The 22,688-nt window shown below is 43.2% G+C and carries 24 protein-coding genes and 2 pseudogenes; 16 read left to right on the top strand and 10 right to left on the bottom strand.

Features of this window, described 5'->3' with window-relative positions; genetic code table 11:
- Nucleotides 1–42: 42 nt before the first annotated feature.
- The 3 genes from LC608_RS02080 to LC608_RS02070 all read right to left on the bottom strand — a co-directional run bounded on the left by LC608_RS02080 (nucleotide 43) and on the right by LC608_RS02070 (nucleotide 3,148).
- Entirely contained in the window at nucleotides 43–1,212 is a 1,170-nt protein-coding gene (locus tag LC608_RS02080) for a zinc-dependent alcohol dehydrogenase (protein WP_229551932.1), read from the bottom strand.
- Between the two features lie 31 nt (nucleotides 1,213–1,243).
- On the bottom strand, nucleotides 1,244–1,942 hold the full coding sequence (locus LC608_RS02075; RefSeq protein WP_229551931.1) for an SRPBCC family protein: 699 nt from the start codon (nucleotides 1,940–1,942) through the stop codon (nucleotides 1,244–1,246).
- Nucleotides 1,943–2,050: 108 nt separating this feature from the next.
- Nucleotides 2,051–3,148, bottom strand: coding sequence for a DJ-1/PfpI/YhbO family deglycase/protease (locus tag LC608_RS02070; protein WP_229551930.1), 1,098 nt, complete (start codon nucleotides 3,146–3,148; stop codon nucleotides 2,051–2,053).
- A 347-nt stretch (nucleotides 3,149–3,495) separates the two neighbouring features.
- Between LC608_RS02070 and LC608_RS02065 the strand changes: the two genes are divergently transcribed.
- The 4 genes from LC608_RS02065 (at nucleotide 3,496) to LC608_RS02050 (ending at nucleotide 6,588) form a co-directional block, all read left to right on the top strand.
- Entirely contained in the window at nucleotides 3,496–3,894 is a 399-nt protein-coding gene (locus tag LC608_RS02065; protein ID WP_229551929.1) for a DUF6335 family protein, read from the top strand.
- A 353-nt stretch (nucleotides 3,895–4,247) separates the two neighbouring features.
- Nucleotides 4,248–4,739: an orange carotenoid protein N-terminal domain-containing protein gene (locus tag LC608_RS02060; RefSeq protein ID WP_229551928.1), complete on the top strand. Its 492-nt coding sequence runs from the start codon at nucleotides 4,248–4,250 to the stop codon at nucleotides 4,737–4,739.
- Nucleotides 4,740–5,260: 521 nt separating this feature from the next.
- Nucleotides 5,261–5,710 carry an orange carotenoid protein N-terminal domain-containing protein gene (locus LC608_RS02055; protein ID WP_229551927.1) on the top strand — a complete coding sequence of 150 codons (450 nt, stop codon included), beginning with the start codon at nucleotides 5,261–5,263 and terminating at the stop codon, nucleotides 5,708–5,710.
- A gap of 125 nt (nucleotides 5,711–5,835) precedes the next feature.
- A complete protein-coding gene (locus LC608_RS02050; RefSeq protein WP_229551926.1) occupies nucleotides 5,836–6,588 on the top strand; it encodes a ZIP family metal transporter in 753 nt (250 codons plus the stop codon).
- A gap of 242 nt (nucleotides 6,589–6,830) precedes the next feature.
- On the opposite strand, the gene shc is transcribed toward LC608_RS02050, so the two are convergent.
- Nucleotides 6,831–8,741: a squalene--hopene cyclase gene (gene shc, locus LC608_RS02045; protein WP_229551925.1), complete on the bottom strand. Its 1,911-nt coding sequence runs from the start codon at nucleotides 8,739–8,741 to the stop codon at nucleotides 6,831–6,833.
- A 124-nt stretch (nucleotides 8,742–8,865) separates the two neighbouring features.
- Here shc and LC608_RS02040 point away from each other — a divergent pair.
- Nucleotides 8,866–9,621 (top strand): annotated as a pseudogene (locus LC608_RS02040) (glycosyltransferase); the annotation flags it as partial.
- 36 nt (nucleotides 9,622–9,657) lie between these two features.
- Here the strand turns inward: LC608_RS02040 and LC608_RS02035 are convergent.
- On the bottom strand, nucleotides 9,658–9,894 hold the full coding sequence (locus LC608_RS02035) for an HNH endonuclease (protein WP_229551924.1): 237 nt from the start codon (nucleotides 9,892–9,894) through the stop codon (nucleotides 9,658–9,660).
- Between the two features lies 1 nt (nucleotide 9,895).
- The gene (locus LC608_RS02030; protein WP_229551923.1) at nucleotides 9,896–10,276 is read right to left on the bottom strand and encodes a hypothetical protein; all 381 of its coding nucleotides are present in this window, start codon (nucleotides 10,274–10,276) and stop codon (nucleotides 9,896–9,898) included.
- 143 nt (nucleotides 10,277–10,419) lie between these two features.
- On the opposite strand from LC608_RS02030, the gene LC608_RS02025 reads away from it, so the two are divergent.
- The gene (locus LC608_RS02025; RefSeq protein ID WP_229551922.1) at nucleotides 10,420–10,710 is read left to right on the top strand and encodes a nucleotidyl transferase AbiEii/AbiGii toxin family protein; all 291 of its coding nucleotides are present in this window, start codon (nucleotides 10,420–10,422) and stop codon (nucleotides 10,708–10,710) included.
- Here LC608_RS02025 and LC608_RS02020 read toward each other — a convergent pair.
- Both LC608_RS02020 and LC608_RS02015 read right to left on the bottom strand, forming a co-directional pair.
- A pseudogene (locus tag LC608_RS02020) lies at nucleotides 10,684–11,034 on the bottom strand (zinc ribbon domain-containing protein); the annotation flags it as partial. The gene LC608_RS02025 and the pseudogene LC608_RS02020 sit on opposite strands and share 27 nt — an antisense overlap.
- A gap of 64 nt (nucleotides 11,035–11,098) precedes the next feature.
- Nucleotides 11,099–11,449 (bottom strand): helix-turn-helix transcriptional regulator, encoded by a 351-nt coding sequence (locus LC608_RS02015; RefSeq protein ID WP_229551921.1) that lies wholly within the window; start codon nucleotides 11,447–11,449, stop codon nucleotides 11,099–11,101.
- An 81-nt stretch (nucleotides 11,450–11,530) separates the two neighbouring features.
- On the opposite strand from LC608_RS02015, the gene trxA reads away from it, so the two are divergent.
- The 8 genes from trxA to LC608_RS01980 all read left to right on the top strand — a co-directional run bounded on the left by trxA (nucleotide 11,531) and on the right by LC608_RS01980 (nucleotide 18,193).
- Complete coding sequence (gene trxA / locus LC608_RS02010) at nucleotides 11,531–11,854, top strand: thioredoxin (RefSeq protein ID WP_012412473.1); 324 nt, start codon at nucleotides 11,531–11,533, stop codon at nucleotides 11,852–11,854.
- 290 nt (nucleotides 11,855–12,144) lie between these two features.
- The gene (locus LC608_RS36750) at nucleotides 12,145–12,315 is read left to right on the top strand and encodes an SDR family NAD(P)-dependent oxidoreductase (protein ID WP_267870928.1); all 171 of its coding nucleotides are present in this window, start codon (nucleotides 12,145–12,147) and stop codon (nucleotides 12,313–12,315) included.
- Entirely contained in the window at nucleotides 12,302–12,940 is a 639-nt protein-coding gene (locus LC608_RS02005; protein WP_308189823.1) for an SDR family oxidoreductase, read from the top strand. Before LC608_RS36750 ends, LC608_RS02005 begins: the two co-directional genes overlap by 14 nt.
- 132 nt (nucleotides 12,941–13,072) lie before the next feature.
- Nucleotides 13,073–14,185, top strand: a complete 1,113-nt coding sequence (locus LC608_RS02000) for an alkene reductase (protein ID WP_229551920.1) — start codon at nucleotides 13,073–13,075, stop codon at nucleotides 14,183–14,185.
- A 104-nt stretch (nucleotides 14,186–14,289) separates the two neighbouring features.
- Nucleotides 14,290–14,955 (top strand): nitroreductase family protein, encoded by a 666-nt coding sequence (locus LC608_RS01995; RefSeq protein WP_229551919.1) that lies wholly within the window; start codon nucleotides 14,290–14,292, stop codon nucleotides 14,953–14,955.
- A 372-nt stretch (nucleotides 14,956–15,327) separates the two neighbouring features.
- Nucleotides 15,328–16,626, top strand: a complete 1,299-nt coding sequence (locus LC608_RS01990) for an MFS transporter (RefSeq protein ID WP_229551918.1) — start codon at nucleotides 15,328–15,330, stop codon at nucleotides 16,624–16,626.
- Between the two features lie 75 nt (nucleotides 16,627–16,701).
- Nucleotides 16,702–17,391 (top strand): SDR family NAD(P)-dependent oxidoreductase, encoded by a 690-nt coding sequence (locus tag LC608_RS01985; protein WP_229551917.1) that lies wholly within the window; start codon nucleotides 16,702–16,704, stop codon nucleotides 17,389–17,391.
- 34 nt (nucleotides 17,392–17,425) lie between these two features.
- Nucleotides 17,426–18,193 carry a class I SAM-dependent methyltransferase gene (locus LC608_RS01980; RefSeq protein WP_229551916.1) on the top strand — a complete coding sequence of 256 codons (768 nt, stop codon included), beginning with the start codon at nucleotides 17,426–17,428 and terminating at the stop codon, nucleotides 18,191–18,193.
- A 99-nt stretch (nucleotides 18,194–18,292) separates the two neighbouring features.
- Here LC608_RS01980 and LC608_RS01975 read toward each other — a convergent pair whose 3' ends face one another.
- Nucleotides 18,293–19,264, bottom strand: coding sequence for a class I SAM-dependent methyltransferase (locus LC608_RS01975; protein WP_229551915.1), 972 nt, complete (start codon nucleotides 19,262–19,264; stop codon nucleotides 18,293–18,295).
- A gap of 601 nt (nucleotides 19,265–19,865) precedes the next feature.
- Between LC608_RS01975 and LC608_RS01970 the strand changes: the two genes are divergently transcribed.
- Both LC608_RS01970 and LC608_RS01965 read left to right on the top strand, forming a co-directional pair.
- Nucleotides 19,866–20,564, top strand: a complete 699-nt coding sequence (locus LC608_RS01970; RefSeq protein ID WP_229551914.1) for a glutathione binding-like protein — start codon at nucleotides 19,866–19,868, stop codon at nucleotides 20,562–20,564.
- Nucleotides 20,565–20,635: 71 nt separating this feature from the next.
- Nucleotides 20,636–21,184 carry a GNAT family N-acetyltransferase gene (locus LC608_RS01965; protein ID WP_229551913.1) on the top strand — a complete coding sequence of 183 codons (549 nt, stop codon included), beginning with the start codon at nucleotides 20,636–20,638 and terminating at the stop codon, nucleotides 21,182–21,184.
- A 45-nt stretch (nucleotides 21,185–21,229) separates the two neighbouring features.
- On the opposite strand, the gene LC608_RS01960 is transcribed toward LC608_RS01965, so the two are convergent.
- The gene (locus LC608_RS01960) at nucleotides 21,230–22,582 is read right to left on the bottom strand and encodes a cytochrome P450 (protein ID WP_229551912.1); all 1,353 of its coding nucleotides are present in this window, start codon (nucleotides 22,580–22,582) and stop codon (nucleotides 21,230–21,232) included.
- Nucleotides 22,583–22,688 lie beyond the last annotated feature (106 nt).

The following is a 22,688-nucleotide window of genomic DNA, read 5'->3' as shown; positions in this document are numbered from 1 at the left end:
TGTTAGGTGTACAATTCAGAACCCTAGATGACTATTCACCATTCAGGGTTTAAGAACAACTTTGATGCAGTTATCCTTTTTTTGTTGAAAGATGTGGTAGGCGTGGGGTGCTTGCTCTAGAGGCAATTGATGGGTGACAACAAAGGATGGATCTAGTTTTCCATCCAAAATCATCTGCAATAACGAATGCATATATTTTTGTCCATGCATTTGTCCCATCCTAAAGGTTAGTCCCTTATTGAAGGCTGCACCCAATGGTATTTTGTCTACAAAACCGCCATAAACACCCATGATTGAAAGAGTCCCGCCTTTACGACAGGCAACCATCATTTCCCGCAAAACGTGGGGACGGTCGCTTTCCAATTTGAGCTTTTGTTTTGTTTCGTCGTAGAAGCCTTCTAAACCAACACCGTGTGCTTCTAAACCAACGGCATCGATGCAAGCATCGGGGCCACGTCCACCAGTCATCTCTTTCAACGCTTCGCCAGAATTAACTTCTTCATAGTTAATCACTTCTGCTTTGGCAAACTTTTTCGCCATTTCTAGGCGTTCGGGAAAGCGATCTATAGCGATCACTTTTTCGGCTCCCATCATGTAGGCGCTAATCATGGCAAATTGTCCAACAGCACCGCAACCCCAAACGGCTACAGTATCACCCGGTTGAATATCGCATAATTCTGCGCCCATATAACCGGTGGGGATGGCATCGGAAATGAATAACAACATCTCATCCGGCAAGTCTGGCGGAACTTTGACGACACCCACATCAGCAAAGGGTACACGGATATATTCTGCTTGTGCGCCTGCATACCCACCTAACATGTGGGAATAGCCATAGATGGCTGAGGTGATATTGCCAAATAATTTTTCTTCAATCCAACCTTTGGGATTGGAGTTATCGCACAATGACCACATATCACGTTGGCAATAATGGCAATTACCACAGCCAATGGTGGAAGGGACAACAACGCGATCGCCTATTTTTAAATTGTTGACTCCCTTACCAACTTCCACGACTTCCCCCATGAATTCGTGACCAATAATGTCACCCTGTTGGACTGTGGGAATATAGCCACCATATATATGTAGATCAGAGCCACAAATCGCCGTGGAAGTAATTTTAATAATCGCATCACGCGGGTTGAGAATTGTCGGATCTGGTACCGACTGCACCCGCACATCATTAGCACCGTTCCAGCAGACTGCTTTCATATTTATTAATCATTGGGCATTGGGCAAATAACTAGCTGCGTCCAGAAGTTTGACCTTCGGTTGTGGCAATTTCACCTGCTTCCATTAGCATCTTGAAGCGGCGCAATTCATCACCAATTTGCTGTTCTGGTTCTTCACCAAAAAGTTTAGCTACGGTAGCTGCCAATGCTCCACCGGGGGGGTTATACTCCAAAACAACCTTAACTTCCGTGCCGCGATCGCCTGGTGCTTTTTTGAAGCGGACAAAACCAGAGTTATCAATGTCTGCACCTTCTACAGAAGCCCAAGAAATAAATTCATTCTCCCGGTCTTCGAGAATATCTGCATCCCATTCTACGCTGTTACCCAAGGGTGCATTAGCAATCCAATGAGAACGTTTTTCGTTATGCACCTTGACAGATTTGAGATGCTTCATAAATGTAGGCAAATTCTCAAAGTCGTGCCAAAAGCGATACAATTCTTCTGCCGATTTATTAATTGTTACCGTCTTTTCAACTTTGATGGCTTGGTTTAGACCTATTGCTTCCTGTGCTTTCTGGATTGTGCTTTGCTTGGTTGCACCTTGATAAACCAAACCGCCACCGGCTAAAGCCGTCAGCGCTCCCCGCAATGAACCTTGCCTTAAACCCATCAGCACCATTGCACCACCACCGATAAGGGATGCCCAACGCTCTACTTCACTAGCTTCTGGCTGGTTTGTACTTGATTTATCGCCTGATGTTGAAGTCACTTTTTATATCTCCATTACTGTAAATTCACCATAGAGGCGCGAATACCCCCTTCTTTCTATCTGTGTGTTATTTGCGCCTCTTCGGTAACCGTCTACGTTCAAAAAACCTTACATTGATACAGCAGCCCCTGTAGTTGGCTTAGGAGGCTGAATCTGACCGCCTATCCGCGCCCGATATAGTCCTGCCAATTGCTGTTCGTATTTCAATAAATTGTGGTAAATTTCTTTGAAAATAGCAGTTGCTACTGGATCAGTGAACATTGCAGACAAATTGCCAATATCGCCAATACCAGTTTGCATATCACCTAAAGCAGAACGTAACTGATATATGTCATCACTTCCTGTTAAGGCAGTTTTGACCTTAGCATACTGATTAGCGATATTTGCGCCTAAAGAGGGTTTTTCGTCCAATCGCTGAAGATAAGTTTCCAGTTTTTGAATGTGGCGCTGTTTATTAGCAATTATTTCTTGAAAGACTGAGTTAACTTCGTTATCTGATTCCTTTTGCAAGTAGTTTTCAAATGCTTCTAGCGAATAACGTTCACCAGCAAGGGCATTATTTAAACCTTTGGTGATCTCACCTTTAGTTGAGCCACCCCAAGCATCAGCCAGCTTCCACCATTCAGCACTTGTGTCTTTTTCATTTGGTAATGCAGCATCTTTGCCACCATAACCCAAACGGCTCAAAATAGCTGTGGTGAAAATTGGCAAGTCTCCAGGTTCACGAGATGTAATCAAATTTCCGTCAACTACCACTGGCTCATCTAGATATTTTGCGCCAGCGTTAATCATGTCCTTGGCAATAGCGATAAAACCAGTGGCTTGTTTACCTTTGAGCAAGTCGCCTTCAATCAAAACTTGTGGCCCATGACAAACAGCAGCGACTAATTTTCCTTGTTGTATAGCTTCTTGAACAAAACGTACTGTGTTGGTGTTCCGCCGCATTTGATCGGGAGCCATCCCACCGGGAATTATCACAGCGTCGAATTCGGCTGCGATCGCTTCTGTGGTAGTACCATCAGCTTGGATGCTAAGTTTGCCGCGTTTACCCTTATATTTTTCATTCATCCGGGAACCGAGGACTACTACTTCCATTCCTGCTTGTTTTAGTCCATTATAAGGAACTGTAAATTCTGCATCCTCTACTGCATGTTCAATAAGGATAGCAACTTTTTTCTTACCGGAATGATTGTTATGGTCAGTCATAGATGTTATTACCTGTTTATTTCTAGTATTTAACTAGCTACAATATTTATTCATTAGGGCATTAATAAATAGTAGCTAGGATTTTTATTTTTACTAAATAGAAAATAGTTATGAGTGAGAAGTTTATTACTGAATAATTCCCGTTTGATAACTCCTGACTCATAACTCAAAATTTCAACTACAAGTTGCTTGACCATGAATTCATATTGACAATAGTATGGCCCGATGGTTAGTTTAGCTTCGTACCAAGGGGATAGATTCTTTTATTACTAAAGCTATACATCTCTAGTTAGATAACTTCGTAACAGGAAAACGTTATTGTGAGAATGCACAAAATGGCTAGTATCATGGCAAAAAAAAATCATAATGACGAAATTGAAACCAATGATTTGCCACAGGAAATTACCGAATCCTATGGTACTGGTGTGAAAGACTTGCCGGGATACAATATTGGTGGGCGCTCGATGAGAGCAGAAAGACAGGAATACACAGAAACTAGTCCTGAACTCACTGGTGGCGATGTTGATGCTTATTGGCAAGATGCAGATGCAGTTGGGGATGAAGCAGTTGGTGGTAGTACTTCCACTCCCGATCAAAATGTAACTGAAGAGCTAGAAGCAGCAGTAGGGCTAGAAATGGATGATTTCGCATTTCTTCGCACTAACGAAATTTTAGAGGAACGTGACGATTCTCGCTGGGAGTTAGATCCGAAGTCTTCTGAAGATTATCAAGATCGGCGAGAATAAGCTAAATAAAAGGAAAATTGGATGTCGCTGTTAATAAATTAATGTCGCTGAATTGGACAGTGTTTAGAAAACCACTGTCCCGATAAAATTAACATCTATCTACCGAAATAGGTTCTGATAATATTGCTAACTCCTTTACTAAGGTAAAGGCAAGTATTATTTTTGTTTTTGATATTGGGTTTTTATCTAAGTGTAATACTTCTAATGCAGGACTACAAGTTGCCCAATTTATGTTTCGTTTATAATTGTTCTTCTTTATGATTCCAATACATCTGTCTTCAGTAGGGTAAAACGCTAAATGTACATTTGATAACCTTACTAATGAAATTAATTAATTGCAATTGGAGTTAATAATGACATTTACACAAACTGGCGATCCAACTATTCGTGAACATGTTCAAGCTTGGCAACAGTTGGATGTGGATCAACAACTAGCTTTGTTTTGGTTCATTTATAAAGAAATGGGTAAGTCAATTACACCAGCCGCTCCTGGTGCTAGCACTGTTTCCCCAGAAATTGCTGAAGGTTTGTTTAATCAAGTTAAGGAATTATCTCACGAACAACAATTACAAGTTCAGCGTGACTTGATTAATAAAGTGGATACCCTAATTTCTCGTGAATATGGTTCTTTGGGTGATACCACTAAGCTACTATTTTGGTATCGATTATCTCAAGGTATGGATGATGGTACTATCATTACTGTACCTTCTGACTATGAACTTCCCTCAGAATGTCAAGAGTTGTTTGGCAAAATTCAAGGATTAGAGTTTGAGCAACAAATTACTCTTTTCCGTGATTATGTTTCGCCAATGGGCGCTGAAGCAAAACCAGGTGCTGAAATTTAGGACTTTTGAAGTTTTGAGGCTGCTTTAGGCTACGTTTTATACCAAGTTAATTTGGTTGTAGTAGAAGAATTCAGGAATCAGAATGTCTTTACTTTCCGCCAGGTTTAGGCGATTGGTGTTAGTATAGCGTTACCAACTCTAGGCTGCGATATGCAGCATCGTCGTGATCAGAAGGGTAAGGGCGTTATATCCCTTTTGGTAAAGCTTGCTATATCCACCAGTCGCTTAATATCAACCTGAATTTTGACGACTGGCGTCTTTTTGATAAATAAACACAGAGTAAAAACTAAAACTCTTGCTCTGTGTTCATATATGTCCTTAGCTAGTTGCATCTGACAGTAGTAAGACCCTTGTTTTGTACTCAATATATTAAAAGTAATTATAGTTGAATTAATCTGTCTTTTGGTTGGTTTAAATATCCTTGCTTTATATTAAGACTATATTGCTTTTATGTAGCGTTTTCTATAAAGTTAAATCGAGATTTTTTAGTTAATAAAGCAGTTAATTACTTTGAGGTATTTATGACTTCTACAAATGTGAACTTTTTAGAACAAAGTGTATCAAAATTTCAGAGTTTGGATACAGACGATCGCCTAAGTGTGCTAGCTTTACTTTACACTGAAATCTCTGATGAAATTCCAGCGATCGCTCTCAATGATGTGCCAAATGAAAAAACTGCAAGTTTAGTTGCACAAATTCAAAATCTGCCACAGCAAGAACAGGTTTCTGCTTTGCGTCAGTTGCTCCACCAAGATGAAGTAGGGGAAACAGCAATTCCTACTCAAGAGTATACTTCAATGAGCGTTGATGATAAATTAGCTTTTTGGTATCAATTAGCCCAAAATTTGGGAACTACAATTATTGGTGTACCAGATGACTATATGCCTTCTGAAAAAGCTACAGAAGTAGTAGATTTACTTCACACACCGAACATTGAGGATTTAGTTAATTTCTTTAAGCGGGTGCTGTAAGAATTTTGAGTTAAGAATCACAGGTGGGGCATAGCTCCACCTTTATTTTTGAAAGTTGGGAAACTTCTGTTTTTAAGTTAATTCTTATGGTGTCTTTTCCTTGCATCTCTGAGTGAGGGTGTGTGATGTTTCCGCTCTGGTTACAAGCGGGTTTTTGGGGTTTAGTTGGCGGGTCAGCACTGCTATTAGGCTCCGCAGTGGGATACTATGCTAAAATTCCTCAGCAAGCGATCGCCGCAGTTATGGCTTTTGGTGCAGGTGTACTAATTTCGGCCCTATCGTTTGAACTGATGGATGAAGCTTACAAGCGTGGTGGTTTTGACTCAACAGCAATCGGTTTTGTGGGTGGTGCAACTGTTTATACAGCAGCAAACTGGTTTCTAGCTTATCAGGGTGCTAAACATCGCAAACGTTCAGGTGAACAGCAACCATCTGAAGAAGAGCAAGATGGAAGTGGGCTAGCGATCGCAATAGGCGCATTACTCGATGGCATTCCAGAATCTATTGTAATTGGTGTCAGCATGATTGAGGGAGGAGTTGTCAGCTGGGCCACTGTAGCAGCTGTTTTTCTCTCTAATATTCCAGAAGGACTTTCCAGCGCTGCTGGCATGAAAAGAGCAGGACGTTCAACTACTTACATCTTCAGTGTGTGGGGAGGAATTGCCATCATCTCCGGTATAGCAGCAATTCTAGGCTATGCATTGTTTAGTCACTTTTCAGCAGAAATCATCGCTGCAACCACTGCTGTAGCAGCAGGTGCTATTTTAGCAATGCTTACAGACACCATGATTCCAGAAGCCTTCGAGCAAGCGCATGATTTTGCTGGAATGATAACTGTGCTTGGATTTCTTGCCGCTTTTGTCCTTAGCAAACTCTAGAAGAGAGCAGGGGAGGCAGGGCAGGGGGCAGGGGGCAGGGAGCAGGGAGCAGGGAGCAGGGGGAAAGAGAGTTTCAATATTTTTGCATAGATGCCCGGAATAATAACTAATTAAGCGGACATGATATGATTCACCGGACTTGATATGAGTGAGCCTGTCAGGGCAGGCAAGATGCCCACCCCACAAGATGCAAATTAGATGTGTTTTAGCTTACCCTCCCCTGCTCCCCCTTCCTCCTTCCACTATTCCAAAACTGCTTGATAGCGACCTAGAGCGATTAAGGGAAAGTATTGTTGATACAGATGATACTTGAGATAAAAATGGCAGGGGAAACCAGTACCTGTAAAGTCAGCCTCAAACCAAGTACCATCTGGCTGTTGAGTTGCCACTAGGTAGGCAATTCCCCGCTCAATGGCCTCAAGAGCGAATTTACCAGTTGCTTCACCTGCTGCTAAGAGGCCAATTAAAGCCCAAGCAGTTTGAGATGCAGTACTATTTCCTTTTCCTTTAAGACGGGGATCGTCGTAGCTGCGGCAAGTCTCACCCCAACCACCATCTAGATTTTGACATCCGACTAACCAAGCTGCTCCTCGTTCTATACTGAGTTTATGCTTTTGAGGAACAATTAACGCTAAGGCGGATAAAACGCCACTGGTGCCGTAGATATAGTTGACACCCCAACGACCAAACCAACAGCCTTCGGTTTCTTGTTCGCGCAGAAGATAAGTAAGCGATCGCTCTAAATTATCACTATCAATTGACAAATCACAAGCACCCAGCATTTCTACGACTCTAGCCGTAACATCTGCGGTGTTTGGATCAATCATCGCTTTCAAGTCGCCATAAGGAATGGAGTTAAGCCAATCTTGATCGTTATTCAAATCAAAAGCAGCCCACCCGCCTGGTTTACATTGCATAGATGCAATCCAGTTTAACGCACGAGCGATCGCAGCCTGCTTGATTTCTTCGTTAGGCAGTTTCGCCAAATGTAAAGCCATCACCACCACAGCCGAGTCGTCTACATCGGGATAAAAGCGATTGTCAAACTCAAATGCCCAAGCTCCTGGTTTTCCCTGACGATTTTTTACAGCCCAATCTCCGTAGTCTAAAATTTGTTTTTGCAACAACCATTCTCCAGCTTGCACCACCGCCGGATGGTCTGGTGCAAAGCCAGATTCTACTAAGGCACGCATCGCCCAAGCTGTATCCCAGACGGGTGAAACACAAGGCTGTACTCGGTAGCTATTCTCTGTTTCAATGGCAAAGTTATCAATTGCTTGCAAACCTCGTTCTACAATGGGGTCGCTTCTGTCATAATTCAGACACCGCAAAGCCAGCATTGAATTCAACATCGCCGGAATAATCCCGCCCCAGTCGCCTGTGGCTTCTTGGCGCTCTAAAATCCATTTTTCGGCGGCTTTGATGCCTTCTTGCCGAAAGGGAACTAAATTCAGACTTTCTGCAAACTTGAACCCCTGATCAAGGGTGAGGAATAAATCTGTCCAATCGCCAGTTTGGGGTAATTCCCACCGGACTTGATCAACGCCTTCAGCGTACAGTTCATCTAGGTTGATAGTTGGATCAGTGATAAAAACAGGTTTGCGATCGCACACAATCAACAACGGCACTGTACTAGAACGTGCCCAGCTAGACATCTCGTAGATATTAACTGGAAAAGCTTTGGGCAACAGCATTATCCAAGGTGGTAGCGAGGGAATACCGCGCCACTTGTAGCAGCCAATCAAGGCTAAGTGCAACTTGGTAAAAATCCGAGTTTTGCTGATCCCACCCCGTTGGAGAATAAAAGCTTTCGCCCGAATCATCGCTGGATCGGTTGCTGGTACACCTAGCAGTCTTAGCGCCATGTAGGCTTCAACCGAGGTGCTAAGTTCTCCACCATCACCATAGAAAAGTTCCCAGCCGCCATGCTGCCGTTGCTCTTGACGCAGGTATGCTGCAACTTTGTGTAAAGGTCTGCCTTTGTCTGTTCCCCAAATCTTATGCAGGAGAACAACCTCAGCCGTGATGGTGACATTAGATTCTAACTCTGCCCACCAGTAACCTACGGGATTTTGAATCGAAAGCAAATATTGTTGACTGGCTGCGATCGCCGTTGCGACTTGATTGACTTTTACCCTGTCTTGTGTTTGCATCAAAAACTATTTAACCTCAACACCCAACACTAGTTTTGAATACGGCAATATTATGATGAAAAAATTTTTTCTCTATCAGTAGACATAGTATTCTGTCTGAGTCACTGAAAATTTGCAATAGGTCATGGGTGTAATTGTATTAGGATTAACGCTGTTATCCTTGACAATTTGGTTAGGATTACTGTGTTTTTGGGGACAGTTTTGGCGGGTAGACCAGCAATTAGAGGTTACAGAAACTCAGCTAGAATCATTACCTATGGTTTGTGCCGTGGTTCCAGCCCGTAACGAAGCCCAATTGCTACCAACGACACTGCAATCGCTCCTACTCCAAGATTATCCTGGATCTTTCAACGTGTTTTTAGTAGATGATCGCAGCACAGACCGGACAGCAAATTTCGCCCAAGAGGTTGCACACGTTGTAGATAAACTCCAACAATTGCATATTATCTCTGGCGTTTCACTGCCTCCCGGTTGGTCGGGCAAACTTTGGGCAGTTGAGCAAGGTCTAAACAGCGCTATTAAATTTGCACCTGACTATTTTTTACTGACCGACGCAGATATCGAACATGATCCTGGTAATCTCCGCCGACTCGTTGCTAAAGCTGTGCAGGAAGATTTAGACCTGGTTTCGGTAATGGTGCGACTCAGGTGTGAAAGCTTTTGGGAAAAACTTTTGATTCCAGCTTTTGTCTTTTTCTTCCAAAAACTCTATCCTTTTCGCTGGGTAAATAATCCCAACAATTCCACAGCCGCCGCCGCTGGGGGATCTATTCTGATTAGCCGAGAAGCTTTAGAGCGAATCGGAGGTATTCAAGTCATTCGCCAAGCTTTAATCGACGATTGCGCCCTAGCTCAGGCTGTTAAGAACATGGGAAGAATTCCAAACCAGGCGGCGGGGATTAAACAATGGGACAATTTATTGAGTAAATTGGTCTATAGTAGCGAAATCAGAGCCTTTATGACGGTTACAGGATAAACATGAAAGTGCCAAATTATCAGCAGTAGTTTCACCCCCATGTTTGACGGCAATAATATGGTCTACTTCATGGGTATAAATAGAAAGTTTTTGATGGATTTGGCAATATTCACAGCGTGCTGAAGCTCTCTGGAACACTAACCTACGGAGTTCCACAGAAATCGAATTAGAAGTCATATTATGGACTTGCAGAATAAGCTCTTGCTTTTAATAAAATCATCATTTGCTCTAGTTGCTCGTAAACATCTAATTCTGCTAATTCCATTTGACTGAGTGTTGCAGAGCGATTTTTTTCCAGTAGTTCTTGTAGGCGTGTTTGAGATTGAAATGAAACTTTAAAATTAATAATTTCTTCTGGTTTTGGCCCCTTAATTAAAAAATCAATAACTTCTTGATAAACTGCTGGAATATTTGTAGTCTCAGGGTTGGCTGTTGGCTGAATGGTTATTGGTACATTAACAATGTCTAGTAATCGCCAAAGCAATTCGGGTAAGCGATTTTGCAGAGGTTCTAAACGTTGAGCTAGTTCATCGGGAATTTGAATGGTGAATTCTGCCATTGGTGCTTTTGTTGCGATTTTGCACTTTTTAAGAAAATGATTTATATCATAATAATACCTTTCAAACCTAACTCTGGATCAGATGCTATTGCTTTGATACGGGCATTAAACCAAATACTTAGCGGCACGTAGATTTTTTTTGGATGACCTGCCTTATAAGAAAGGGTTCTGCTTACTTTGGTGGTGGAACCCTTCTTGCATTTGAGTTTGACGAATATCGCTGGAGTAAGGATATTGATTTTATTGCTTCTGTTGGTACAGAAGGCTACAAATACCTGCGTACAGTAGTATTTGATGGTGGGCATGAAGCATTATTTCGAGATTTAAGTAAAATCAAAATTGGACGTAGCATAACTGAGCAGTATGGAATTCGGATGATCGTTTTTGTGGATGATATGCCGAGTGAACTACCCCAACTTACCGAGTACGGTTGAAGTTGGGGCTTCTGTACTCACAGGCGAGTGCCGCAACTTAGACTTTCGTCCGAGTTTTGGTCTTACCTCCCCTCCTACAGCAGAGACGGCTGAACCTTCCGCCTTTATCATTCTGATGCCCTCTGCTCTAATGTTCTGCGCGGCATTTCCATCCCTATCATGATGAGTATTGCAATGAGGACAAGTCCACTCACGGACATCCAACGGCATCTCACCTATTTGATAGAAACATTTTTGACAGAGCTTAGAGCTAGGGAACCATCTATCAATCTCAACAAACTTCGCACCTCTGCGTTCTAGCTTATAGGCTAAAAAGTTCGTGAATCTGATTTAGAAACACAAATTAAAAAACAAGAAGATTCTTAAACAGGTAGCGTTGCCCAATGCCCTAAGTCCTTGAAGCTGTTTGTTTAGTACTCGCGGGACCAAGAGGCAATGGTTGAGCCGCTTTCAATATCGCATCCAGCAACCCTGGAAACAGCACCTCTAAATCTTCACGCCGCAGGATGTTAATGTGCTGTGTCCCTTCTTTGCGTGTCAAGACTATCCCAGACTCCCGCAAAATCTTAAAATGATTGGACATAGTAGACTTGGCGATCGCAAAATCAAAACTGGCACAGCATTGTTCCCCCTCAGTAGCCAACCGCCGCACAATCTCTAGCCGGACTGGATCGCCCAATGCATACAGCACTCCCGGTAAAGAAATATTTTTTCTATCTGGATGATAAAGAAATCTCATAGTTGCATTATCTCATCAGGTGGCATATATTTTTATTATTCGATATTATCGAATTATAGAATTAATTAGGAAGGCAATTTTATGTCATCCATTACAAATGTCACAGAAGCCACATTCAAGCAAGAAGTCTTAGAAAGTGAGATTCCGGTATTAGTGGACTTTTGGGCCCCGTGGTGCGGCCCTTGCCGGATGGTGGGCCCAGTCGTCGATGAAGTTGCTGCTGAATACGAAGGACAGGTGAAATTTGTGAAGCTGAACACAGATCAAAATCCTACTGTAGCCAGCCATTATGGAATTCGCAGCATTCCGACACTGATGGTTTTTAAGGGAGGTCGGCAAGTCGATACTGTCGTAGGGGCAGTTCCAAAAACCACCTTGAATAAGACCTTAGCACAGCATCTTTAATCTAGTACTCGACCAACCCAAAATTGCTGGGTGAGGGTAGGGAGTGGGGAGTGGGGAGTTGGGAGTGAGGGGAACAGGGAGCAGGGAACAGGGAACAGGGGGAAATTGCTCTCTTTTGCATCTTTCCCTCTGCCCCTGGAGCCTCTTCTCCATACTTTGACAATGCTCAGTACAAGTGCCCAATTACTAATGCCCCATTCCTACCCCCTACCCCCTACTCCCTACTCCCTACTCCCCACTCCCAATTTCTGACTCCTAAATTCTGTTTCAACTAACGGGGAAAGAGCGAAATGGACTTGAAACTGCATGGTAAATCCGCGCTGGTGAGTGGCTCAACCGCAGGTATTGGTTTGGCGATCGCTCTTGGGTTAGCTCAAGAGGGTGCATCAGTGATTATTAACGGTCGGACTGAAGAACGCGTAGCTCAAGCGATCGCTAAAATTAAGCATTCATACACTTGACGCGAAAGTTTCTGGTGTTGTTGCTGACACAGGTACTGCATCAGGGGTAGAGAAACTCTTTCAAGAGGTTCCTCACGTTGATATCCTGATAAACAATTTAGGTATTTATGAGCCAAAAACCTTCTTTGATATTACTGATAAAGACTGGTTAAACATATTTGAGGTTAACGTCCTTAGCGGAGTCCGTTTGAGTCGGCAATATCTGCAAAAGCAGCTAGAGCAAAACTGGGGGCGGATAATTTTTATCTCCAGCGAATCTGCCATTCAAATTCCCGTAGAAATGATTCACTACGGTACAACTAAGACAGCGCAGCTAGCCATTGCACGAGGTCTAGCAGAAATGACTGTCGGGACTGGAGTCACAGTCAACTCAGTTCTACCAGGGCCAACTCGTTCAGAAGGAGTTGAAGAGTTTATCACCAACCTGGCGCAGGAACGTGGTATTGATCGCGCTGAAGTCGAGGCTGAGTTTTTTCAAAATGTGCGTCCAAGTTCCCTAATCAAACGCTTTGCAACAAATGAAGAAGTAGCAGCGATCGTAGTTTACCTTTCTAGTCCCGTAGCTTCAGCAACTAATGGTGCAGCTTTGCGGGTAGATGGTGGCGTTATTCGGTCGATTGTTTAGTTAATGCGGGAGTGGAGAGTGGGGAGTGTGGGATGAGGGAGCAGGGGGAGCAGGGGAGGTAGGGGAAGAAGAACTATGATATTGACCAATGCCCAATGCCCAATGGCTAAAATAATTTGGAGATAAAAACCAATGACTAGTGATATCAACTTATTCTCTGCTTACAAATTAGGGAATCTGGAACTACCTAACCGGATAGTAATGGCACCTTTAACCCGAAACAGGGCAGGACAGGGAAATGTACCACACCAACTGAATGCTACCTACTACGTCCAACGTGCTTCCGCCGGACTGATTATTGCTGAAGCAACACAGGTAACTCCTGAAGGACAGGGCTATCCTGCTACACCAGGAATTCATTCACCAGAACAGGTGGAGGGCTGGAAATTAGTAACCGATGCCGTACATCAGCAGGGAGGGAGAATTTTTCTGCAACTATGGCATGTAGGCAGGATTTCTCACCCTGACTTACAACCAAATGGAGCTTTACCAGTGGCACCTTCTGCCATTGCTCCTAAAGGTGAAGCCGCAACTTATCAGGGGCCCAAACCTTTTGTTACTCCCCGCGCTTTAGAAACTTCGGAAATACCGCAGATAGTCGAACAGTACCGTCAGGGAGCGGCAAATGCCCTAGCTGCTGGGTTTGATGGGGTGGAAATTCACTCAGCTAATGGTTATTTAATAGATCAGTTTCTCCGCGATCGCACCAATCAACGTACAGATAAATATGGCGGTTCCATTGAGAATCGCACCCGATTCCTGTTAGAAATCACAGAAGCAGTAACTAGTGTGTGGGATTCTAACCGAGTAGGGGTACGTTTATCTCCCAGTGGGACTTTTAACGATATAGGTGACTCCAATCCTCTAGAGACATTCGGTTATGCGGCTCAAGCGTTGAACCAATTTAATTTGGCATATCTGCATATTTATGAGGCAACAGAAGCAGACATCAGACATGGCGGGATAATTGTACCCACTAGTCATATACGCGATCGCTTTACAGGTACACTCATCGTCAATGGTGGTTATACTCGTGAAAAAGGCAATGCAGTACTAGCCAACAAAGCAGCAGATTTAGTTGCCTTTGGCACATTATTTATATCAAACCCCGATTTACCCCGACGCTTGGCTTTGAATGCACCACTAAATGAAGCAGATCAAGCAACCTTTTATGGTGGCGGTGAAAAGGGATATACAGATTATCCATTTTGGTCAACCGCTAACGAGCCGATAGCTAACGCATAATTCTGCTAATTTACTTTCAAGCAACTTTTTACTCCACTAAAGCATTTCGTCCAATCCTAAAAATCGTTACAGCAGCGTCATAACCCTAGCGTCAGGAGAATTTTATGAGTTCCATCACCCAAACTCAAGCTTTAGATGTACCGAGTGCGATCGCTCAACGCCGTTCAATCAAAACTTTTAAAACAGACCCCATCGCCCCAGAACTGCTCAAGCAACTGGTAGAGTTAACTGTGGCAGCGCCTAGCAGCTTTAATATCCAAGACTGGCAAATTATTCTCGTGCAAGATGAGGCGCAAAAGGCAGCATTATCAGCAGCATCGTGGAATCAACAGCAAATTGTCCAAGCACCTGTAACCTTCGTCTTTGCCGCCGATCCTAACGTAGGCGAAGGAGACTTAACCCCAATTTTTGAGCGGGCAACTGAAACTGGGGCATGGAATGAAGGCACGGTAAACTACTTTAAAAGCGCCATCCCACAATTTCACGCTGGACTAGGCGACAAACGACGCGAATATGCGATCAAAGATGCGATTATTGCCGCTACTCATTTGGTCTTAGCAGCAGAAAGTTTGGGATTATCCACTTGTTTTATGAACGGTTGGATTGAGGATCAGGTAAAACAAGTGATTGGTGCTGGGGATAATGCAGATTTAGCGATCGCTGTTTTAGTTCCTGTTGGCTATGCAGCCGAACCACGCTTAAATCCAGGTCGTTTGCCATTCTCCTCCAACGTCTCTGTAGACAGAATTGGCAATCCTTATTCAGGGTAGCTTTCCCTAAATTGGGAATTGGGAATGGGGAATAGAGGATGAGTCTTTAATACTCGTGAATGAGTCTTTGATACTCGCCGACGAGTCTTTAATACTCGCCAACGAGTCTTTGATACTCGCCGACGAGTCTTTAATACTCGTGAATGAGTCTTTGATACTCGCCAACGAGTCTTTGATACTCGTGAATGAGTCTTTGATACTCGCCAACGAGTCTTTGATACTCGTAAATGAGTCTTTGATACTCGCTAACGAGTCTTTGATACTCGTGAATGAGTCTTTGATACTCACCAACGAGTCTTTGAAGCTGCTCCCCCTGCCTCCCCTGCCTCCCCTGCCTCCCCTGCCTCCCCTGCCCCCTGCCCCACCCCAACCATGTCCTTACCCTCCTTCCTAGCGCGTCGTTCGTTCCACTATGCCTGGATCGTAGCTGGTTTAACATTCCTAGCCTTACTGGTGGCGGCGGGAATTCGCTCTGCTCCTGGAGTTTTTATAGTGCCTCTCGAACAGGAGTTCGGCTGGAGTAGAGCAACTATATCTTTGGCAATCTCCATTAACTTAGTACTCTACGGACTGATTGGCCCTTTTGCCGCCACAGTTATGGAGCGGATCGGTATTCGCCGGATGATGGTGTTCTCACTTGCTGTCATTGCTCTTGGTGTCGGTTTAACTACTTTGATGTCAGATCCCTGGCAGCTAGTTTTGCTGTGGGGTGTAGTTGTCGGCTCTGGTAGCGGAGTTATCGCCCTGGTTTTGGGTGCTATTGTTGTCAATCGCTGGTTTTTGGAAAAGCGGGGTCTAGTTCTGGGCATCTTAACCGCCAGTACAGCCACGGGGCAACTGGTATTTCTGCCCATGCTGGCCTCAGTAGCCGATCGCTTTGGATGGCGAATTGCCGCTCTAGCTCTTACTGGTGCAGCACTTCTAATTATTCCAGCGATCGCAGCCTTTATGCGTGATCGTCCGGCGGATGTCGGTTTGCGACCCTTTGGCGACAACTGCGAAACTGTGGAAGTGTTACAGCCTAGAGCAAATTCCATCGCCTCCACCCTTAACGCTCTTTGGGTAGGAATGCGTAATCGAGACTTCTGGCTGTTATTTGGTAGCTTTTTTATCTGTGGTGCAAGCACAAATGGGTTAATTGGAACTCATCTGATTCCTGCTTGTATTGACCACGGTATCCCTGAAGTCAAGGCTGCTGGTCTTTTGGCAATCATGGGGCTATTCGATTTTTTTGGAACTACTATGTCCGGTTGGTTATCCGATCGCTGGAACAATCGCTACTTATTGTGTTGGTACTACGGACTGCGGGGTTTGTCTTTGATTTTCTTGCCCTTCAGTTTCAACTTTTCCTTCTACGGACTTTCCATTTTTGCCGTCTTCTATGGACTTGATTGGATTGCCACCGTACCACCGACAGTTCGTCTTGTTGCCAACGTCTTCGGTAAAGAAAATGTCGGCGTGATGTTTGGTTGGATTGTAGCAGGACACCAGCTTGGTGCAGCTACAGCAGCATTCGGAGCCGGAGTGTTGAGAACTTGGACGGGTAGTTATTTACAAGCATTTATTTTATCAGGCGTTCTCTGTCTGATTGCCGCAGTTTGTGTACTGCAAATTGGTCAAAGTCCCACTAAGGGCAATTCAAAGTTATCTTCAGTCACGCTCAATTCTTAATCTTTGAATGTCTTAATCGAATGGCACGCTTGTAAAGCTCTAAGCTAGGCAGAATAAGCACTACAGGTTTAAAATATGGCAACCACAGCTTTAATTGTCGGTGCAGGTAGTGGACTAAGCGCATCTTTAGCCCGCCTATTTGCCAAAGAAGGATTCACCGTAGCTTTAGCGGCTCGCCAAATTGAAAAACTGACTCAATTGAGCAGTGAAATTGGCGCAGTTAGTTTTGCTGCTGATGCCTCAAACCCAGATGAAGTAGAACAGTTATTTATTGATATTGATAATAAAATTGGTTCCCCGAATATTGTCGTTTACAATCCTAGTTACCGAGTGCGTGGGTCTCTTGTTGATCTAGACCCTGCTGAGGTGGCAAAAACCCTAGAGATAACTGCTTATGGAGGGTTTCTCGTCGCCCAAGCTGCTACCAAAAGGTTTTTGCAACTTGGTGGCGGTGCTATCTTCTTTACTGGAGCCTCAGCGAGTGTCAAGGGTTATGCTCAGTCTGCTCCCTTTGCAATGGGGAAATTTGCACTGCGCGGTTTGGCTCAGAGTATTGCTAGAGAATTAGCACCAAAGAATATTCATGTAGCGCATTTTGTGATTGATGGTGCAATCCGTTCAACAGTTCGCCAAGATCCAGCAGATAATGCTGATAGTACTCTTGACCCGGATGCAATCGCTCAAACTTATCTCAGCATTTTACGCCAACCCCGCAGTGCTTGGACTTATGAAGTAGAACTACGTCCGTGGGTAGAGAACTTTTAAAGAAGACAATTGTTACAAGAATAGTTTTGCAAATATGAATATTGATTTTGGTGCAACTGCTACTGATTATGCAAAACACCGCGCTGGTTTTCCCAGTTCATTATTTAATAGATTGTCTGAATATGGTATAGGTTTACCAGGACAGAATATTGTTGACCTTGGTACAGGAACAGGAACATTAGCGCGGGGCTTTGCCGATAGAGGTGCTTATGTAATTGGGATAGATCCATCAGCATCACTTTTAGAACAAGCGAGACTGTTAAGCGAATCTATCGAACTCAAAGTAGATTATCGAGTCGCAACTGCCGAGAATACAGAGTTACCAGACGCAAGTGCGGATGTGGTGACAGCAGGACAGTGTTGGCATTGGTTTGATCGTCCCCGTGCTGTCCAAGAAATTACTCGAATATTGAGAAGAAATGGCTCGATCGCGATCGCTCATTTTGATTGGATACCCTTAAAAGGTAATGTAGTTGAAGCAACAGAACAATTGATCAAGGCTCATAATCCAGCGTGGAATTTGTCCGGCGGTAATGGAATGTATCCCTTGTGGTTACAAGACATTGGCGAAGGAGGATTCCGAGAAATCCGCACATTTTCTTACGATGTATTTGTGTCTTATACACACGAAGCTTGGCGGGGACGAATTCGTGCTAGTGCAGGCGTGGGAGCCAGTATGACACAAGAATTGGTAGAAGTATTTGATCAGGAATTGGCGACATTACTCGAAGCAAAATATCCTACACCAATTCTTCAGGTTCACCATAGAGTTTGGGCTGCGATCGCCAAATCACCGCTATGAAAAGCTCTATGTTTCATCCAGAGAAAGCCATCACTAGCGGCTGGCTATGTTGTTGCTAGTGATGGCTTATTTGCACCAGATAGACAAATATTGCAATTGTTAAAATAGGTCGTGCTTGATAGGTTTGTTTCTAGCGATCGCTAATAGTAACATTTTTGGCAGCCAAAAAAGATAACAATATAGCTGTTTTGCCTGACTATAAAGTGAGAATAACTTTCTTTCACTCAATAAAGTATATGGTCGAACTGCTTTGAGAATTTCTGCAAATTTATCTTCTGCCGCAGTTTGAACTGAACCACTTACAAAATAACCTTGTAAATGTGGAGGTAGGGGCCAGTTAATTTTAGGATCTGGCTGGTGTATTACAGGCTCAACATTTCCCCGCCATGCAACTCCCATAATTTGCATAGTTTGATAGACCATTGTGTTCCATCCTTTCTCTTTTAAGTAGTCCAAACCTTGGCCTACGTCGGGAGAAGCCAAATCATGAAATAAAATTAAAGCATCTGCTTCTGCAAGTTGTTCGCAAATAATTGTATCATTGAGCGGAGCTGGTGTTTCGTGATTACCATCTATAAATATCAATGACCATTTACGTTGAAATTTATTTGCTATTTCTTTTACTTTTTCAGGGCTACATCCTGGTATTAGATTTACAGATTCCTTAACACCTGCGGACTTTAGTGACTCTGTGACGCTTTCATTAAATAATTGTTCGGATAGCATCGGATCGATTACATCTAGCTCTACTCCTCCTAGAGCCAAATGACAAGCTGACCAACCCATCCAGCAACCTATTTCTAAAGCTTTTTTTCCCTTAAATTTTAAGGCTGTATTGTATAAAATATGAGCTTCATCTCTGCTGACAAATCCTACATTCTGCTTTCGTTTATCCACGTACCAGTTATGAGTAATATCCCGCCGCAAGTAAAGCCAAAAAGAATCAAATTTATTTCCTAAAATTATATTGGGAAAATAGGAATCTGGCTGGATAGTGGAAAATCCTGAAGAAACATAATCTCCTTTTGGTAATAAATTCCCTTCAATTACTTTTACTGTTTTTTCGCTCATAAGTTACTCTCTAAGTCTTTGAAATTCTAGATTTTGGGTTGACAATTTAACTTAAACAACATCTCGAAAACGCCATCTTCTCTACAGATGAGCTTTGGACTACACCTCTATTGATAACTAAAGCAAGCTAACGTTAAACCCAACACAAATAACCTTTTAGCGCTCAAGTGCAGCAAGGGGCTGATAAATCCTTAATGAGGGAATAAAATGGGTGTTAAGCACGTAACCTGAAGTTATGGAATTGAGATTGACTTTCAAATAAAGATTCCCAGGCAAAACCTGAAAATTTCATCCAGAAACTAAAAAGTTAATTTTTTTTAAGCATCTCGTCTTTTGTAATAATGCAAAATCAGTAATGGCCCAGCACAATAGTCCAGTATGGGGCTGTAGCTCCATTCCTGAAAGCGATTTTCCATCTTACCTCTAAGGCAATACTTTTGGGTATAAAGTGCTAAAATGCTTGTTGTATATACATTTTCCCCGTTATTGGCCCCTTTGTTTTCAGATTTGGTGAGAAATGCGAAAGAGGTGCTCGCACCATTGACTTAGAAAACGATGCCTACGGCGGGCTACGCCTACGCACAATTTGAGGAAAATAACCATGATTGATCTTTATTATTGGACAACCCCAAACGGTCATAAAATTACGATTTTTTTAGAAGAAGCCGGTTTGCAATATACCATAATTCCTGTGAATATTGGGGCTGGGGATCAATTTAAACCGGAATTTTTAAAGATTTCTCCTAACAATCGCATCCCTGCGATCGTTGACCACGAACCAGCAGATGGAGGTGCGCCGATTTCGGTATTTGAGTCTGGTGCAATCTTGCTGTATTTAGCAGAAAAAACCGGGAAATTAATCCCCCAAGATTTACGTAATCGCACTCAAGTTTTAGAATGGTTGTTCTGGCAAATGGGAGGACTGGGGCCAATGGCGGGACAAAATCATCACTTTAGCGTCTACGCTCCCGAAAAAATAGACTATGCCATTAACCGCTATGTGAATGAGACGGGACGCTTATATGGAGTGCTGAATAAGCAACTAGCAAATAGAGAATTTGTGGCTGGCGATTATTCTATCGCCGATATTGCTGCCTATCCCTGGATTGTGCCCTATGAACGCCAAAGTCAAAATCTAGAAGATTTTCCTCACGTCAAACGGTGGTTTGAGGCAATTAAAGCCCGTCCAGCAACAATTCGCGCTTACGAGAAAGCAGAAGCACTGAACACTCAAGCGCTTGATCCTGATAAGTCACGAGATTTGTTATTTAACCAGTCGGCAAAGACTATTCAACCTTGAGCTTAATGAAATTGTCTTGTTACTGTGGCGATCGCTAAGTTAGCTCTAAACTCAGATCATCAATCGCAACTATGAGCAACGATTTCTCACTATCTTCCTTTCCTGAATTAGAAACAGAAAGGCTCCTTCTTCGTGAGACAACGTTGCAGGATGCTGAGGCAATTTTTGCTGTATTCTCCAATCCAGGCGTGACTCAGTTTCACGATCTTGATACCTTCACTTCTATGAAAGAAGCGATGGCTGTTATTGAACGTAGAGCCAAGCGCTTTGAGCTAGGAGATGGAATTCGCTGGGGAATTGCCCGTAAGCAAGACAACGTTGTGATTGGTTCTTGTGGGTTTACATGGAACCCACAAGAACAGTCTGCTGAGGTCGGTTATGAGCTTGCCAGTGCTTTTTGGAGACAAGGCATTATGACAGAGGCAGTGCGTACCATCTTGCAATTTGGGTTTGAAAAAATGGGTTTGCGTTTTGTTGTTGCCCAAGTCATGCTGGACAACATAGCTTCTAAAAAGCTGCTAGAAAAGTTAGGTTTTCAGAGTCAGGGTGTACTGAAGCAGTATGGCTTCTTCAAAAGCCAGTTTCACGATCTAGAGCAATTTGTGCTTAACAAACAATAAAAACTGAGTGAGTAGGTTAGCAACGGATACAGGCTGATGTTGAGCTTAGTTTTTTAGAGCGGGGTTGCTGATATGCGCCTGTAATTTTCCTTCTACTTGAAAAGGTAGTTGATGATAGTTGTTAAATTGATATTCTGGTGTCACCTTCCAATCATATCGTTGCAGCAAAGTTGCCAAAAAAATCTTTATTTCCATCTTGGCAAGCTCCATTCCAATGCATATATGTTCGCCACCACCAAAACCAATTAAAGCAAAGGAGTCTTTTTTATCTTCTTCGCGGGGAGGGGCAAAGCGTTCTGGCTCAAAACTTTCTGGGTTAGTATAAATCTCGCTCATGCGATGCGTTAATCCTTGAGCAACAATCACCACCCAACCAGGAGGAATGCGGTATCCTGCGTATTCAATTTCTTTTACAACTCCCCGAAATAGTACTACACCTGCGGGGTTGTAAAGTCGTTCTATTTCTTTCAAAAAATAAGTCATTTGATTAAGTTGCTTAAGGTGTCCCAAGTTCAAAGGTTCATCTCCTACAACTTCTGCCAGTTCTTGGCGGAGTTTTTCACGCCATTGTGGACGCGCCGCCAGTTCAACCATTGCCCACGTTAAGGATGTAGCAGTAGTGAAATGCGCTGCATTTAATAAGTGTATCAGTTCGTCTATAATCTGCGAGTTGGCTAAACCATTTCCCTCTTCATCTACTGCTGCCAAAAACAATCCTAATACGTCACAAGATTCTTGTAAGTTGCCTTGAAGTTTGCGTTGAATAATAATATTTTGTAAGAAGGCTTTAAGCTGACTACGAGCATTTTGGGAACGTCCATATTTTGTGAACGGTATATTTAACCGCAATAATGCTAATGCTCCCTCAGTCAAAGTGTTATACAACTGTTCGACTTGCTCAACTTCGCTTTGTAGTTGAACACCTAATAATAGCCGAATCCCAATTCGCAATGCTAACTGATTAAATTCATTCTTGATAGAAATTGGGCTGCCTTCTATCCAGTTTTCTAGGCAGTTGTTAACTTCAGTTTGCATGATGTCAAAATAGTTAGCAATGGCTTTTCCATGAAACGCTGGAGCCATTAAGCGACGAGTGCGGCGATGTTCTTCACCATCTTGAAGCATCATTGGCCGCCCGAAAATATGCTCCATAGCCACTTTCCATCCTAAGTAGGAAGATACATGATCGGCTTGTTCTTGCAAAATTAGTCGATTTGCTTGCGTCCCTACCAAAACTGCATATTTCTTTCCTAAAATGCTGGTTTTAAAAATGGGCCCGTAGCGTTGGTAATTCTTCGTCAGCCCCCATCCTTGAGTAGCAAATAATCGCAGAGTTTCACCTAAAATAGGTAGCCCAAAGCTACCGGGCATTTCCTCGGCTGGTTTTAGTTGTGTCATTTTTTAGACTATAGAACTCAAAGTGTGGTGATAACTATTGAGTCTAGCTTTAACAAGATCACGCCGTCTCACGTTATCTTCCGAAAACTAGCGTTATCTTCCGAAA

Source organism: Nostoc sp. XA010 (assembly GCF_020829625.1).
In the GTDB taxonomy this organism is placed as follows: domain Bacteria; phylum Cyanobacteriota; class Cyanobacteriia; order Cyanobacteriales; family Nostocaceae; genus Nostoc.
The sequence above is the reverse complement of the archived record's forward strand: the minus strand, read 5'-3'. Positions and strand labels throughout refer to the sequence as shown.